This is a genomic window from Proteus columbae (assembly GCF_002777965.1).
In the GTDB taxonomy this organism is placed as follows: domain Bacteria; phylum Pseudomonadota; class Gammaproteobacteria; order Enterobacterales; family Enterobacteriaceae; genus Proteus; species Proteus columbae.
The window spans coordinates 142,368-158,479 of record NZ_NGVR01000028.1; the positions used below are offsets into that span (position 1 = coordinate 142,368).

11 protein-coding genes are annotated in these 16,112 nt (G+C 40.2%); 5 read left to right on the forward strand and 6 right to left on the reverse strand.

Annotated elements, in window-relative coordinates:
• Window positions 1-125: 125 nt before the first annotated feature.
• Window positions 126-1,517, reverse strand: a complete 1,392-nt coding sequence (gene degQ, locus CBE70_RS15215; RefSeq protein WP_088493801.1) for a serine endoprotease DegQ — start codon at window positions 1,515-1,517, stop codon at window positions 126-128.
• A gap of 231 nt (window positions 1,518-1,748) precedes the next feature.
• Window positions 1,749-2,153, reverse strand: a complete 405-nt coding sequence (gene zapG / locus CBE70_RS15220; RefSeq protein WP_075671429.1) for a Z-ring associated protein ZapG — start codon at window positions 2,151-2,153, stop codon at window positions 1,749-1,751.
• A 203-nt stretch (window positions 2,154-2,356) separates the two neighbouring features.
• Between zapG and zapE the strand changes: the two genes are divergently transcribed.
• The 5 genes from zapE to sspB all read left to right on the forward strand — a co-directional run bounded on the left by zapE (window position 2,357) and on the right by sspB (window position 6,558).
• Window positions 2,357-3,472: a cell division protein ZapE gene (zapE, locus tag CBE70_RS15225; RefSeq protein ID WP_100159982.1), complete on the forward strand. Its 1,116-nt coding sequence runs from the start codon at window positions 2,357-2,359 to the stop codon at window positions 3,470-3,472.
• A 434-nt stretch (window positions 3,473-3,906) separates the two neighbouring features.
• Window positions 3,907-4,335: a 50S ribosomal protein L13 gene (rplM, locus tag CBE70_RS15230; RefSeq protein ID WP_006535327.1), complete on the forward strand. Its 429-nt coding sequence runs from the start codon at window positions 3,907-3,909 to the stop codon at window positions 4,333-4,335.
• A 15-nt stretch (window positions 4,336-4,350) separates the two neighbouring features.
• A complete protein-coding gene (gene rpsI / locus CBE70_RS15235) occupies window positions 4,351-4,743 on the forward strand; it encodes a 30S ribosomal protein S9 (protein WP_004245284.1) in 393 nt (130 codons plus the stop codon).
• A gap of 657 nt (window positions 4,744-5,400) precedes the next feature.
• A complete protein-coding gene (gene sspA, locus CBE70_RS15240) occupies window positions 5,401-6,042 on the forward strand; it encodes a stringent starvation protein SspA (RefSeq protein WP_023582862.1) in 642 nt (213 codons plus the stop codon).
• A gap of 6 nt (window positions 6,043-6,048) precedes the next feature.
• Window positions 6,049-6,558 (forward strand): ClpXP protease specificity-enhancing factor, encoded by a 510-nt coding sequence (sspB, locus tag CBE70_RS15245; protein WP_100159983.1) that lies wholly within the window; start codon window positions 6,049-6,051, stop codon window positions 6,556-6,558.
• 117 nt (window positions 6,559-6,675) lie between these two features.
• Here the strand turns inward: sspB and CBE70_RS15250 are convergent, their stop codons facing one another.
• The 4 genes from CBE70_RS15250 to gltB form a co-directional block, all read right to left on the reverse strand.
• A complete protein-coding gene (locus CBE70_RS15250) occupies window positions 6,676-7,944 on the reverse strand; it encodes an amidohydrolase (RefSeq protein ID WP_100159984.1) in 1,269 nt (422 codons plus the stop codon).
• Window positions 7,945-7,958: 14 nt separating this feature from the next.
• Complete coding sequence (gene dcuC, locus CBE70_RS15255; protein ID WP_100159985.1) at window positions 7,959-9,233, reverse strand: C4-dicarboxylate transporter DcuC; 1,275 nt, start codon at window positions 9,231-9,233, stop codon at window positions 7,959-7,961.
• Window positions 9,234-9,741: 508 nt separating this feature from the next.
• Window positions 9,742-11,139 carry an FAD-dependent oxidoreductase gene (locus CBE70_RS15260; RefSeq protein ID WP_100159986.1) on the reverse strand — a complete coding sequence of 466 codons (1,398 nt, stop codon included), beginning with the start codon at window positions 11,137-11,139 and terminating at the stop codon, window positions 9,742-9,744.
• Window positions 11,140-11,148: 9 nt separating this feature from the next.
• Window positions 11,149-15,609 carry a glutamate synthase large subunit gene (gene gltB, locus CBE70_RS15265; protein ID WP_100159987.1) on the reverse strand — a complete coding sequence of 1,487 codons (4,461 nt, stop codon included), beginning with the start codon at window positions 15,607-15,609 and terminating at the stop codon, window positions 11,149-11,151.
• Window positions 15,610-16,112: the final 503 nt, after the last annotated feature.

Consider the following 16,112-nt stretch of genomic DNA (forward strand, 5'->3'; position numbering starts at 1 on the left):
GCTCAGCGCATAAAATCCCCTTTTAAGCCAATGGATCTTATCAAAAATAGGTATAAAAAAAGCCCTATAATGGAAATTATAGGGCTAAAGAAATCAATAAATTAGATAGGTGAAAAGCTTACTTCTTAGCGCGGTGTATTACGTAACAACAGGTAAATTTCTTCATTACCACGTTGAATATTCAATGCAAGAACAGGCGGTTTAGCGTCAATTGCTTTGCGTAAATCGCCGAGTGATGTAATTGGCGTATTATTGATACCAATAATAAGGTCGCCTTTTTGTAAACCAGATGCCGCAGCTGCGGAATCTTTCTCTACAGAATCAACAGCAACTGCTTTAACTTGTTTGTTTAAGTAATTACTTAATGTAGCGCCTTGTAGTGCCGGAGAGAAGTTATCTGCGCGCGTTGCATCTGCCGATTGTTTCTCTAATGTCACTTTAACATCCATTGGTTTACCTTGACGAATTAAACCAATTAGGATCTCTTTACCCGGTGGTGTCGTACCCACTTTAGCTCTTAATTCAGCAAAGCTATTGATACGTTTACCATCAACTGAAATTAAAACGTCACCCGGTTTAATACCGGCTTTTGCCGCGGATGAATCTGGCATTACTTCGCTAACAAAGGCACCGCGTTGTGCATCAATATTAAAGGATTTCGCCAGATCAGAATTCATTTCTGTACCACGAATACCTAAGATGCCACGCTTAACTTCACCATGAGAAATGAGTTGTTGGCTAAGATCACGCGCCATATTACTTGGAATGGCGAAGCCGATACCAATGTTGCCACCACCCGGTGCTAAAATAGCGGTGTTAATTCCGATTAACTCACCATTCAAGTTAACGAGTGCGCCACCAGAGTTACCACGGTTGATTGAAGCATCGGTCTGGATAAAGTTCTCTAAACCTTCAAGATTTAAACCACTACGGCCTAATGCGGAAATAATACCGGATGTTGCTGTTTGGCCTAAACCAAAAGGGTTACCTACTGCAACTGCAAAGTCACCAACACGTAATTGATCAGAGTCCGCCATTTTAATTGCGGTTAAGTTAGTGGGTTTTTCAATTTGCAGTAATGCGATATCTGTTTGTGGATCGCTACCAATTAATTTTGCACTAAATTCACGACCATCATTAATTTGCAGTTGAATTTTATCTGCACCATCAACAACGTGGTTGTTTGTTAATACGTAGCCTTTTTGTGCATCAATAATGACACCTGAGCCTAAGCCTTCAAAAGGGCGAATACTTTGCTGTTGTGATGGGAAGTTTGGACCAAAGAAGAATTTGAACTCTTCAGGCACTTGCTGACTTTGTACTCGTGTTCCTGAAACATGCACACTGACAACAGCAGGTAACACTTTTTCTAACATTGGTGCAAGGCTTGGCAGTTGTTCACCTGATGGCATAACCGCAGGCAGCGCGGCCATACTGGTTGCTGGAATAGTAGAGAGTGAAAGTCCGACACTCATTGCTAATGCACTAAGTAATAATTTTCTTTTTTTAGTCAACATGAATTAGAGTCTCTTGATACAGTTATCAAAATAAAAGTTATTGCTCAAAATGAGCTTGATGTCACTAAGACCTGTACTGACAAAGGAAAGTTCATTAAGACATGATGTGCTTTGCTTCCTTTTACACGGATTTACAAGACAAAAGCTATCTTTAAAACCATAGCAAATAATTGTCATTTTATGATGTTTATTAGAAAGAAAAAACGCCACAGAAATGTGGCGTTTTTAATATTAACTGTCTTTTTTCTCTGTGGGTCTGAACAATCCAGATGCCCCTTCGGAGTAATCACGAGGTGGCATTTTTATTGGAGATTGATCATTTGCTGCTTCTGATTCACTTAATCGGTAATTAAATGGATTTTCTTGAGCTGGCATATCAGGCATGAGCTCATTAGAACTTTTTGCCATATGTTGATAAAGCTGACGGTAGTCTCTCGCCATGTTATCTAATAGTTCAGCACTTCTAGCAAAGTGGCTGACAAGCTCATTGCGATAAGTATCAAGTTCTTCTTTTTTCGTGTCTAACTCTGCTTTGATAGCATCTTGTTGGCGAAGGGTGCTGTTACCGTAACGCATTGCAAGTGCGCCGATAATAAGACCGACAACTAATCCAATCAGTGCATAAACCCAAACCATGGCAACTCCTTTTCATCTAATAGTGAGGACGATGGATTTTTATAACATCATAACCGCTAAAAGGCATGGGTGGAATAATATCCTTAAGCTTAATATAAAATTCGTGTGTTACGTTGATGTTAAAACCATTCTTAATGCTTATAATAGAGCCATTCGACAGACACAAATTAGTATGTCAGAAAATTAAGGATAAGAGGGCATTCATGACTGTTAGTACGCCATTATCACTTTATGAAGCCGCATTGAAGCAAGGTGATTATCAACCTGATGATGTTCAGCGAAAAACGGTTCTTCATCTTCAACAGATATACCATGCATTATTAAAAGAGACTCCACCAGAAAAAAATTCGCTAACACAACGATTGTTCGGGCGACTTCGCACAAAAAAACAGATTGTTGCACCAGAACGTGGTTTATATATGTGGGGCGGTGTTGGGCGAGGTAAAACATGGTTGATGGATATGTTTTATCAAAGCTTGCCGACAGAACGAAAACTTCGCTTACACTTCCATCGCTTTATGTTACGTGTTCAAGAAGAACTAAAAAACTTACAAGGCCATGAAAATCCGTTAGAAATTATTGCTGATGGCTTTAAAGAGCAAACTGATGTGCTCTGTTTTGATGAGTTTTTTGTTTCTGATATTACTGATGCGATGATTTTAGGTACATTACTTGAAGCATTATTTGTCAGAGGTATCACGTTGGTAGCAACGTCGAATATTCCTCCTGATGAACTTTATCGTAATGGGTTACAGCGTTCTCGTTTTTTACCTGCAATAGAACAAATTAAACAACACTGTGATATTTTGAATGTGGATGCAGGGATTGATTATCGGTTAAGAACATTAACGCAAGCACATCTCTTTTTATCGCCATTAAACGATAAAAATCGGCAAGAGATGGATAGAATTTTCATGCACTTGGCAACCAGCGAATCACAAGTTGATTGTACCTTAACCATCAATCATCGCCCCATGAAAGCAAGAAAAGCATCTAGTGGAGTGCTCGCTATTAACTTTTCAACCTTGTGTATGGAACCACGTAGCCAGCTTGATTACATTGAGCTTTCTAAGCATTACCACTCTGTTTTGTTATATGACATGGAACAAATGGGGACATTAAATGAAGACGCTGCACGTCGGTTTCTTGCGCTTGTTGATGAGTTTTATGAGCGTAAGGTAAAACTTATTATTAATGCAAATGTAGAAATGAACGAGATTTACCAAGGTGATTTTTTACGTTTTGAATATCAGCGTTGCTTGTCCCGTTTGCAAGAGATGCAAAGTGAAGAATATTTAGTACAACCCCATCTCGCTTAATTTTTAATTCTTGAAGAAAGTCATCTTTCATTATGGTAGGATGACGCAGGTTAGGTTGCTTGATGTTTTTTTCTATGAAAATAGAAAGCATTAGGCAGCTTACAAGCGCTCTGGAAAGGAACAATTCTTCTCTTCAGGTAGCAAGAATTTATCAGTCAAATCAGAAAAAAGTGCCAGATTCGTTTTTTTCGCTGAAATATTGAAAAAGAATTCAATTGTTTTTCAATTATGACTCGATTTTTTTTTCTGACTTCTCTATAATCTTGCGACCCCACGTTGCAGCAAGTTTTTTATTTCCCAAAAAACTCGCATTTTAGAGTCAGCAGTGCTACTCGAAGGGGTAGGTTTGCTGGACACAAGAGTCGTGTGAACCTCAATAGTATTTGAACCGAGCGTTCACCAACGTGTAACTAAACATTGGGTAATTTTCAATAATGAAAACTTTTACAGCTAAACCAGAAACCGTAAAACGCGACTGGTACGTTGTTGATGCAGACGGCAAAACTTTAGGCCGTTTAGCAACTGAAATTGCTAGCCGTTTACGCGGTAAGCACAAAGCGGAATATACTCCGCACGTTGATACTGGTGATTACATCATCGTTTTAAACGCTGAGAAAGTAGCGGTAACTGGTCATAAACGTACTGACAAAGTTTACTACCGTCATACTGGTCACGTAGGTGGTATCAAACAAGCGACTTTCGAAGAGATGATCGCCCGTAGTCCTGAGCGTGTAATCGAAATCGCGGTAAAAGGCATGCTGCCAAAAGGGCCTCTGGGTCGTGCGATGTACCGTAAACTGAAAGTTTACGCAGGATCTGAGCACAACCACGCGGCACAACAACCGCAAGTTCTGGACATTTAATCGGGATAATAGGCAATGGCTGATAATCAATACTACGGCACAGGTCGCCGCAAAAGTTCTTCCGCACGTGTCTTCATTAAGCCAGGTAGCGGTAATATCGTAATCAACAAACGTAGCCTAGAAGTTTACTTCGGCCGCGAAACAGCACGTATGGTTGTTCGTCAACCGCTGGAATTAGTTGATATGCTGGGTAAATTAGATTTATACATCACTGTTAAAGGTGGTGGTATTTCTGGTCAAGCTGGCGCGATCCGTCACGGTATCACTCGTGCACTGATGGAATATGATGAGACTCTACGTTCTGATCTGCGTAAAGCTGGTTTCGTAACCCGTGATGCGCGTTCTGTTGAACGTAAGAAAGTGGGTCTGCGTAAAGCACGTCGTCGTCCACAGTTCTCTAAACGTTAATTTGTTATCTTTTAGATATCAATTTGATGTTGAAAACCCGTCTTCACAGGCGGGTTTTTTATTTTTGACTTATTTGTGTTTATTAATAATAAAAACATAATGTTGCTAATACATTGAGGCTGTTACTCATAAAACTGGCTTTATGTAAGATAACGATAGTATTAAAAAGCCTATTTTTTAGATGTTATCTCTAAATAATTTCATTTTTTGATATTATAATCTTACTTTTAAGATAGTGTGGCATATTATGTTGAATTATTTGCATTAGCCCCCCTAAGTGGCATGAATTCTGGTAGAATAGCGGGCTTTGGTGTCTTTCTTTCTATGACTTCATCATGTTGCCAATGGGTATATTGATCGTAATACCAGTGATGAGTTTGAAAGTCATACCAAAATTATTATGACAATAATGATTGTTAAATGATTATTTTGGTATTACTTGATAATGATATGTGCCGCAAAGACAGGTGAGTTTTTAACCCTGTAAAATATGATTATCCCACGATAACACTGTTATACAGGTAGTTACCCAATGCAGTTAATAACTTAAATGTTTATTTAGGTTTACTGCGTTTGTGTGCTTGTCTTTTAGGAATGGGGAAATGAAAAAGGCATTGTGCTAATTCATTTCTTTAATTGATTAACTTGGAGGTTTTCATGGCTGTCGCTGCCAACAAACGTTCGGTAATGACTTTGTTTTCCGGTCCGACTGATATTTTCAGCCATCAGGTCAGAATTGTCCTAGCGGAGAAAGGTGTCAGTGTTGAAATTGAACAGGTTGAAGCTGGTAATCTTCCACAGGATCTTATCGATCTAAATCCTTACCAAAGTGTACCGACTTTGGTTGATCGTGAGCTGACTCTGTATGATTCACGCATCATCATGGAATACCTTGATGAACGCTTCCCTCATCCTCCTTTAATGCCAGTTTATCCTGTTGCTCGTGGTAGCAGCCGTTTAATGATGCATCGCATCGAGCATGATTGGTATTCTTTAATGAACACCATCGAAAAAGGAACTGAACAGCAAGCAAATGCTGCTCGTAAACAGTTAGCAGAAGAGCTACTGGCTGTATCTCCTGTATTTAAAGAATATCCTTACTTTATGAGTGAAGAGTTCAGCTTAGTTGATTGCTACCTTGCTCCTCTGTTATGGCGTTTACCAGTACTTGGTGTAGATTTAAGTGGTGCTGGTGCTAAAGATGTACAAATTTATATGCAACGTGTTTTTGAACGTGATTCTTTCCTCGCGTCATTAACCGAAGCAGAGCGTGAGATGCGCTTACCTTCAAGAGGGTAATTAAGTATGGAGATTATGGATATGTCTCCGCGTCGTCCGCATTTATTACGTGCGCATTATGACTGGATCATCGAAAACGATTTAACACCACATTTAGTTGTTGATGTGAATGTCGTTGGTGTTCAAGTCCCAATGGAATATGCGCACGATGGTCAAATTGTACTAAATATTTCATCTCGTGCAGTAGATGACTTAGAGTTAACGCCGTATCAGGTTTTATTTAGTGCAAGCTTTGGTGGCATACCTCGTAAAGTACGAGTGCCTATGGCTGCTGTTATGGCTATTTATGCGAGAGAAAACGGTGCGGGAATGATGTTTGAGCCAGAGCCTGCTTATGAATCTGGTGCATCATTACAGTTTGCTGAAGATGATAGTGAAGAGAACAACATAGCTCCGGCTAGCGAAGGTTTATCTCTTGTCACTGATGAAGCTGTTGAAGCTGATACCTCTTCACCAGATGATGATCCAGAGCCACCTCGCCCAGCGGGTCGTCCAGCACTGCGTGTTGTAAAATAAGAGATTATCTTATTTGTATTAATGAAAAACCCAGTTCAAATGAACTGGGTTTTTTCTGCACAAAAAAAGCGCTCTATATTGCTATTGAGCGCTTTATGGGATTGTATTACTGAAAAATTATTTCAACAGTTCTTCTAAACAACCAGTGTAAAGATTAACTGCAGTCATTAATTGTTTTTCGTCGAAGTCAAAGCCGGCTTGGTGGTGACCAGCTGTTCTGTCGGCACCCACAACGAAGTACAGTGATTTACCACCACAACGTTGTACACGTTTTGCTAATACTGTTGCATCTTCACTACCACCGAATGGGCGAGTTGCAACCGCCGTTAGCTCAGAATGTTTACCCACAACTTTAGTCATCACATCAATCAGTTCTTGGTCATTCGTCAGATCAACGGCTTCACCCATGATTTCGCTTTCCATTTCTAACTGGAAGCTATGTGCTGCGCCTTCAGCCATACGTACTGCATTTGCAGCCATAAAGCTGTTGATCTCTTCGTTTTCACCACGAACTTCAATTTGCATTTCAGCATTAGCTGGGGTGACGTTACGGCCTTCACCGGCTTTTAATACACCGATATTGATACGTGACATCCCTTTACCATGGCGAGAAATACCCAGCATTTGTGTTGCTGCGTGGCAAGCACCCGCTAATGCATTACGGCCTAATTCTGGCTCTGCACCTGCGTGAGATGGTGCTCCTTTAAAACGGAAGTCATATTTAGTGGTACATAAGAAATGTGTTGGGTTAATAACAATTTCACCACTGTTTGCGATAAAGCCTAAGTGCGCACCTAAGAAGTAATCTGCATCATCAGCGATACCACTTTCAGCCATCGCACGAGCGCCACGAACACCTTCTTCTGCTGGTTGGAATAAGATTTTAACTTTACCGATGACTTTATCTTTATTTTCAACTAGCCAGTGAGCAACACCTAAACCGATAGAAATGTGTCCATCATGACCACAAGCGTGCATTTCGCCAGCGTGGCAAGATGCAAAGTTTTCGGCATGAGGACGGTGTTTAGTTTCGGTTGCTTCGTTAACACCAACACAGTCGATATCAAAACGTAGTGCGACTGTTGGACCTGCTTTACCACTGTCAAAGATAGCCACACAGCCAGTTAGCTCTTTCATTTCATCAAGCAGAGCTTCATCAACTTTATGCTCTCTGGCAACGGCTAGGCCTTTTTCAACGACTTGACGGCGGCGGCCAAAAGCAAATTCTTGATTGATAACGTCTGGCCCAACTTTAACTTCTAAACCTAAGCTACGTAGTTCTTTGACGATTTTTGCTGTGGTTAAAAATTCTGACCAACCAATTTCTGGATATTGGTGAAATTCACGACGCCATTTAATTAATTTTTCTAGTGTAATTGCTGACATATTCATTTCTCCACTTATAACATGAATAACGCAACAGCGATGACGCCGATAATCATACCCGGTGCAGTACGTTTTGCGATTTCCATAGGGTTTACGTTTGCAAGACCAGCACAAACAATTGCTGCACCTGCCAGTGGTGACATAGTACGACCTAACGCACCAGATAATGCCGCTGCCATACCCATGTCTGGGATTTCATAACCGAATTGTGCAGCATGAGGTGTTACTGTTTCGTTGAATGCGAATGCTGCTGCGTCACCAGAACCTGTGATAATACCCATTAAGAATGGCCCTAAAGTACCACCCCAGCGAGCGAATTCAGGAGAATGAGTTAAGAAGTTGATGAACGCGTCGATTAAACCAGATGCTTTCAGACCTGCGGCGAATACCGCTGCTGCAATGATGATACCTAATACATCACCATAAGCATTACCCATACCTTTAAAGAACTCTTTCGTAATTTGAGCAGGGTTAGTTAATGTGATGAACAGAGCATAGATAGAACCGATTAACATTGCCGCTGGTACAGACAGTTTAAATGTACTGAAAGACTCGAAGAATGGCAGAATTAACAGGATTAATGGAATAAAAGGTGCTGTTGCATATAAGTAGTTAGGGCGAACAGCTTCTGATGTTGCTTGTGCTGATGAAGATGATGCATCACTGGCAGCAGAAGCCATTTTGAACTCTTTTTTCACTAAAGCGACAACTGCCAGTGAAACTGCTGCGATACCACCAGCCATTAAGCTATATGGGCTATGGCGAGCGATTAAATCAACTACTTCCATATTTGCCATGTTAGCAACGAAGGCGTTATGCGACATACCTGGGCTTAACATTGAACCGATAGTACCACATAACACTGCACCACCAGCGATAGCTGGGTGAATACGAGCTGCGATTAATAATGGAATGAGTGTCGCACCTACCGCTGCCGCACAACCTGCTGCTGATGGGATTGCGATATTAATAAAATACGTTACGACAACCGTAGCTGGAATAAGAAAGAAGCCCAGACGAGTCATTACTTTTGATAAAACATGAACCAGATGCATATCGCATTTGGTATATTTCATAACATAAGCAAAACCCATACTCGAACAGATTGCTTGAATTAATGATGAAGACACCATGCGCTCACTAAATGCGGTAAACGCATCTAATGGGCTCAGACTTAAAATACAGAGTAATAAACCCGCACCGATTAGCACCATTCGGGTTTCATATTTTTTTATTAGCAAATAGACAGTTACGATAATAACGGCTACCGCTATAAGTTGCATCACCATAGTGATCCCCTAGTTAATTATGACAATACTATTAATTGTGAAAACGAACCTAACATCAATAAATTATATTTTTCTGTAAAGTTATTAGGTGACTCCATTATGAAGTTGGTAGGTTGACAATATTTGATTGTTATCAAATTTAATAGCCGAAATAAAATCTATTTTTTTAGACTGTGATGTTATTAACAAATGCAGTAAGACAATGATCATTAAAAGATGACGAAAAAGTTAAATAAAAAGAGATAAAGTAAAAAATACGAAAATAAATTATATTTACTATAGATAAAGAGTGTTATTTTGATACAAAAAAGAATATCGCTTTTTATCAAAATATTACTCTATAAATTATATTAAATGGTAATGAGAATGATTATTTAGTCTGATATCTTGATGATCCTTAAATACTATTTATTAATTTCACCGATAATTTTGAAAAATTATCCCACTTAAATTAAATGGGATAATAAACAAGAGAAATTGTTATTTTAAATAACGAAAATAAAAATATTTAACATGATAAATATTGCAATATTCCTTCGGCAGCCTCTCTTCCTTCTGCTATTGCTGTTACCACAAGATCAGATCCTCGTACAATATCGCCCCCAGCAAACACTTTAGGATTTGTTGTTTGATTTGGTATTTCTTGATTATCTGAAATAATAATTCTACCTGAAGATGCATATTCAATATTATTTTCATCTAACCAGGGATAATGTGCAGGTTTAAAGCCAAATGCCAGAATAACTGCATCAGCAGATAACAAATGCTCACTTCCTTCAATCGGCGTTAATGTTTTATCGCCTTGAGTTTTAATAACGCGAATACCAACCACTTTATTTTGGTTATCGACTTCAATATCTATAGGTTGAAGATTAAATAAAAATTCGCCACCTTCTTCTTTGGCATTTTTTACTTCGCGTTTTGAACCCGGCATATTGCTTTCATCACGGCGATAAACACAAGTGACTTTATTTGCACCTTGTCGAATTGCAGTGCGCACACAGTCCATTGCGGTATCGCCACCTCCTAATATCACTACATTTTTATCTTTAAGGTCAATATAAGGTGTTTGAGGATCTTCACCATAACCCATTAAATAACGTGTATTACCAATTAAATAAGGTAGGGCACTATAAACACCATTAGCATTTTCATTAGGAAAATGACCGCTTAAACTGTGATAAGTGCCCAATCCTAGAAATACAGCGTCATATTGTGTTATTAGGGTATTTAGGGCGATATCTTTGCCTATTTCCGTATTAAGGCAAAACTCGATACCCATTTCACTAAATAATTCGCGGCGTCGGATCATCAGTGATTTTTCGAGTTTAAAAGAGGGTATCCCAAATGTAAGTAACCCCCCAATTTCTGGATGTTTATCATAAACAACAGGTTTCACACCTTGTCGAATTAGAACATCTGCACAGGCAAGACCCGCAGGACCTGCGCCGATAATCGCAACCTTTTTATCGGTCATTGTGACGTGAGAAAGATCGGGACGCCATCCTTGTGCTAAGGCGGTGTCATTGATGTAACGTTCAAGATTGCCAATTGTAACGGCACCAAAATCATCATTAAGCGTACAGGCGCCTTCACAAAGCCTATCTTGAGGGCAAACGCGACCACAAATTTCAGGTAAACTGTTTGTTTGATGTGAAAGCTCTGCTGCCTCAATAATACGTCCTTCGTTTGCCAGCTTTAACCAATTAGGAATGTAATTATGAACAGGGCATTTCCATTCACAATAAGGGTTCCCGCAACTTAAACAGCGATCAGCTTGTGCGGAGGCTTGCTGTGGTGAAAAGGCCTCATAGATTTCAACAAACTCAATTTTGCGAATTGCTAATGGTTTTTTAGTCGGCTCAACACGATTTAAGTCGATAAACTGATACACATTCTGACTCATAATATTCTCCTATTGTGCCTGAACGCGTAATTCAGCAGATGAACGACGAGGATGACCAAGTAGCGCATTGACATCACTGGATTTTGGCTTAACTAACTTAAAGTGTTGTGACCAATATTCCCACTGTGAAAGTAATCTTTCTCCTTGCTGTGAGCCTGTTAGTCTGACATGTTCTGCGATCATGCCACGTAGATGTTCAGCGAGAATGGCAAAAGATGCAACAGGAAGCAACTCAATCGACGAAGTGTTGATCCGTTGCGATAACGTGAGATCTTCATCTAATAAATAGGCAAATCCCCCCGTCATTCCTGCACCAAAGTTAATCCCTGTTTTACCCAGAATGCAGACAATACCGCCAGTCATATATTCACAGCCGTTATCACCAACGCCTTCAACGACAGCAATCGCACCAGAGTTTCTGACGGCGAAACGTTCACCTGCCAAGCCAGAGGCATAGAGTTTTCCGCCTGTTGCGCCATAAAGGCAGGTATTGCCCATAATGGTTGCGTGATGGTTTTTAAATGCAGAGCCAACTGGAGGCGAAATTACAATACGACCTCCTGCCATGCCTTTGCCTACATAATCATTAGCATCACCCACTAAGGTTAATTCAACGCCTTGTGCATTCCATACACCAAAGCTTTGACCTGCGGTTCCCGTAAAATAGAGTTTAATTGGTGTGGCAGATAAGCCACTTTCACCCTGTTTTTTAGCAATAATGCCTGATAATGTTGCTCCCACAGAGCGGTCTGTATTACGAATATCAAAATAGTATGTTTGGCTTTTTTGCTGTTCAATAGCGTCACTGGTTTGAGCAATAATACGCTGATTTAATTCGCCTTTATCATAAGTATCATTATTTTCCTGACAATAAAGCGCATTGCCTGATGGTGAAGTTGCTGTTTCTAACAACCCACCCAAAGAGAGTTTTTGCTGTTTACTACTAACACCTTCTAGGCATGAAAGCAGATCCGTTCGACCGATTAAATCCGTAATTTTTCTCACGCCAAGTAATGCCATTAACTCACGGGTTTCTTGCGCAATAAAACGAAAGTAATTAATAACGCGTTCTGGTAATCCGTGATAGTGGTGACGACGGAGCGTTTCATCTTGGGTTGCAACACCCATTGCACAGTTATTTAAATGGCAAATGCGCAGATATTTGCAGCCTAATGCCACCATTGGACCAGTACCAAAACCAAAACTCTCTGCGCCTAAAATCGCCGCTTTAATAATATCTAGACCTGTTTTTAATCCACCATCGACTTGTAAACGAATTTTATGGCGTAGACTATTTGCCACTAACGCTTGTTGAGTTTCAACTAAACCGAGTTCCCACGGACTACCTGCATATTTTACGGACGTTAAAGGGCTTGCACCTGTACCGCCGTCATAACCTGCAATGGTTATCAAATCCGCGTAAGCTTTGGCAACCCCAGTAGCAATGGTGCCCACACCGGGTTCTGACACGAGTTTTACAGAAATCAGTGCAGTTGGATTAATCTGTTTCAAGTCGAAAATAAGCTGTGCTAAATCTTCAATAGAGTAGATATCGTGATGCGGTGGCGGTGATATTAAGGTAACACCGGGCACGGCATAACGCAGTTGCGCAATATAAGGTGTCACTTTATCTCCGGGAAGTTGTCCTCCTTCTCCGGGTTTTGCCCCTTGTGCTACTTTGATTTGTAAAACATCGGCACTCATTAGATAAGAAGGCGTCACGCCAAAACGACCCGAGGCAATTTGTTTAATGCGTGAGACTTTATTCGTACCGTAACGAGCTGGATCTTCGCCACCTTCTCCTGAATTTGAATATCCTCCTAATGTATTCATCGCTTGTGCAAGCGCTTCATGAGCTTCGCGGCTTAGTGCCCCAATTGACATTGCGGCGGTATCAAAGCGTTTAAATAACTCTGTTTCAGGTTCGACTTCTTCAATCGAGATAGGCGTTGTCTTGTTATTGAGAACTAGCATATCGCGTAAGGTTGTAATTGGGCGCTGTTGCACAAGGTTTGCATAATGTTGATAGTCAGTATATTCCCCGCTATTTACGGCTTTTTGTAGTGCTTGAACGACATCAGGGTTATAGGCGTGGTATTCCCCTTTATGAGCGTATTTTAATAAACCACCCGCTTCTAAAGGATGACGAGTTAACCAAGCCCGCTTAGATAAATTAAATAAGTCGTGTTCAAAATCGCTAAAATCAGCACCATTAATCCGATTATCAACGCCCGCAAAACAGAGTTCGACAACGTTATCATTTAATCCAACAGCTTCAAAAAGTTGAGAGCAACGGTAAGAAGCAACGGTTGAAATACCCATTTTGGACATGATTTTATACAACCCTTTATTTATGCCGTTGCGGTAATTCAGCATCACTTGGGCATAGCTTGCTTGCAGGATTTTTTTATCAACACGTTGAGCTAAAGATTCATAAGCAAGATAAGGATAAATAGCAGTAGCACCAAATCCGAGTAATACGGCGAAATGGTGAGGATCACGGGCGCTGGCAGTTTCGACAATGATATTGGCATCACAACGTAAATTATTATCTACCAACGCTTTTTGTACAGCGCCAACGGCCATAGGTGCCGGAATAGGTAGTCGTTCTTTAGTGATATTTCTATCTGATAAAACCAATAATACCGCACCACGGTGAACTTCCTGTTGTGCTTTTGCGCATAATTGGCGTAATGCTGTTTCTAGGTTGCATTCTGTTGGTTGATAAGTGATATCAAGATAAACAGATTGGTAATAAGGATTTTCTTGGTTAATAAGCTGTTGGAAGTCGCTATAAAGCAAAATAGGCGATTTAAAACTCAGCCGATGTGCTTGACCTTCTGCTTCGCAAAACACATTCATCTCGCGTCCAATGCAGGTCGCTAAAGACATGACATGCGCTTCTCTTAATGGATCTATGGGAGGATTTGTTACTTGCGCAAATTTTTGTCTGAAATAGTCATAAATAAGACGAGGGCGTTGAGAAAGTACAGCAAATGGCGTGTCATCGCCCATTGAGCCAGTGGCTTCTTGCCCGTTTTCTGCCAGTACATGCAAAATGCTTTCAAGCTCTTCTTGGCTATATGCAAATTGTTTTTGATAAGTGGCTAATAACGTGTCATCAAAGGCGCGTTGTCCTGTGGCTTGTTGTTCTGGTAACTCTTCAAACGGCGTTAAACGTCTGACATTGCGCTCTAGCCACAGTTTATAAGGATGGCGTCTTTTTAAATCTTCATCGGTTTCGGCAGAGTGCAAAATGCGCCCATGATGAGTATCAATAACCATTAACTCACCGGGACCAACTCGTCCTTTTTCTCGCACTTCATCAGGCTGATAATCCCAAATACCAATTTCAGAAGCACAAGTGATGATGTTATCTGTGGTGATAACGTAGCGAGCAGGGCGTAAGCCGTTTCTATCTAGCGTACACGCGGCATAACGACCATCTGATAATACAATGCCCGCAGGGCCATCCCAAGGCTCCATATGCATTGAATTAAAATCAAAAAAGGCGCGAAGATCTTCATCCATTTGTGGATTATTTTGCCATGCAGGTGGCACTAACAGTCGCATTGCACGAACAATATCCATACCGCCATTGAGAAAAAGTTCTAGCATATTGTCGAGTGAACTTGAATCTGAGCCACTTTCATTCACAAAAGGGGCAGCACTTTGTAGATCAGGAATAAGTGGAGTATGGAATTTATAGGCACGAGCTCTAGCCCATTGGCGATTACCTGTAATGGTATTAATTTCACCGTTATGCGCTAAATAACGAAAAGGTTGTGCAAGAGGCCATCTAGGGGTGGTGTTAGTTGAAAAACGCTGGTGGAATAAACATATTGAAGATTCCATGCGTAGATCAGCAAGATCGGTAAAAAAACGCGGTAGATCGATGGCCATACAGAGGCCTTTGTAAACCGTCACCAAATTAGAAAGACTACAAATATAAAAATCATTGTCAGTAATGCGCTTTTCAATGCGTCTGCGGGCAACAAAGAGTCGTCTCTCAATATCACTTATCCGCCAGCCTGCGGGGGCATTAACAAAAACTTGTTCGATTAAAGGAAGAGACGAAAGGGCAATACTACCTAAAATATCAGTGTTAATAGGCACTTTACGCCAGCCGACAATGGAAAGCGTTTCACGTTGTAGCTCTTCTTCGACGATGAGACGGCACTGTTTAGCAATATTGGGATCTTGGCTTAAAAATAGCATCCCTACGGCGTAATTTTTTGCTAGATGCCAGCCTTTTTCTTGTGCAACTAATTGGAAAAAACGCTCTGGTTTTTGTAAGAGTAATCCGCATCCATCGCCGGTTTTACCATCAGAAAGAATAGCACCACGATGTTGCATTCTGGCAAGACCATGTATGGCATTTCTGACAATCTTATGGCTGGCTTGCCCTTCAATATGCGCGATCAACCCAAACCCACAATTGTCTTTTTCCTGTGTCTTTTGATAGAGCATTTTTTTGCTTCCTACTTAGTTTACTGGGCACCTCAAAAAAGAGCGCAAAAGGAACGTTTTGGCTCAAAGTATGTAGGTAAATTTATGGGTGCTCAGTCGGGTGATGTTGTGTTTGCCTAGCTTGGTGTGTTTTTTATATTGCTATGCAATGCCTTTTCAACTTATCGATAAATAAAAATCAGGTCAATGTGTAGGGATATTTGACTGAGATGAAATAGATAAGGAAATTTTTATTTTAATATATTGATTAATAACTAAATTATTCTATTTTAAAATAGTATGGGAGCGATTTTTTAATGTGAGCTATATCACTTTATTTGGGCGATTTAGCTTTATCTCATCCTTTAATGATAAAAACGGGTAGTGAGTTATTCTAATGAATATATTGATTTTGGAGTTTTATTGTTTTTATACATTTTGTATAAAAAAAGACAAATTGCATTTTTTCTAATAAGGTCTATTTATCGTTGATATTGCTATCGTCTATGTTGCTTGGTTTTGTA

Bases quoted from the DNA above. Each gene is read 5' to 3' on its own strand.
- rplM (WP_006535327.1), top strand. From the start codon at position 3,907: ATGAAAACTTTTACAGCTAAACCAGAAACCGTAAAACGCGACTGGTAC.
- zapE (WP_100159982.1), top strand. From the start codon at position 2,357: ATGACTGTTAGTACGCCATTATCACTTTATGAAGCCGCATTGAAGCAA.
- rpsI (WP_004245284.1), top strand. From the start codon at position 4,351: ATGGCTGATAATCAATACTACGGCACAGGTCGCCGCAAAAGTTCTTCC.
- CBE70_RS15260 (WP_100159986.1), bottom strand. From the start codon at position 11,139: ATGAGTCAGAATGTGTATCAGTTTATCGACTTAAATCGTGTTGAGCCG.
- sspA (WP_023582862.1), top strand. From the start codon at position 5,401: ATGGCTGTCGCTGCCAACAAACGTTCGGTAATGACTTTGTTTTCCGGT.
- gltB (WP_100159987.1), bottom strand. From the start codon at position 15,609: ATGCTCTATCAAAAGACACAGGAAAAAGACAATTGTGGGTTTGGGTTG.
- CBE70_RS15250 (WP_100159984.1), bottom strand. From the start codon at position 7,944: ATGTCAGCAATTACACTAGAAAAATTAATTAAATGGCGTCGTGAATTT.
- sspB (WP_100159983.1), top strand. From the start codon at position 6,049: ATGGAGATTATGGATATGTCTCCGCGTCGTCCGCATTTATTACGTGCG.
- dcuC (WP_100159985.1), bottom strand. From the start codon at position 9,233: ATGGTGATGCAACTTATAGCGGTAGCCGTTATTATCGTAACTGTCTAT.
- zapG (WP_075671429.1), bottom strand. From the start codon at position 2,153: ATGGTTTGGGTTTATGCACTGATTGGATTAGTTGTCGGTCTTATTATC.
- degQ (WP_088493801.1), bottom strand. From the start codon at position 1,517: ATGTTGACTAAAAAAAGAAAATTATTACTTAGTGCATTAGCAATGAGT.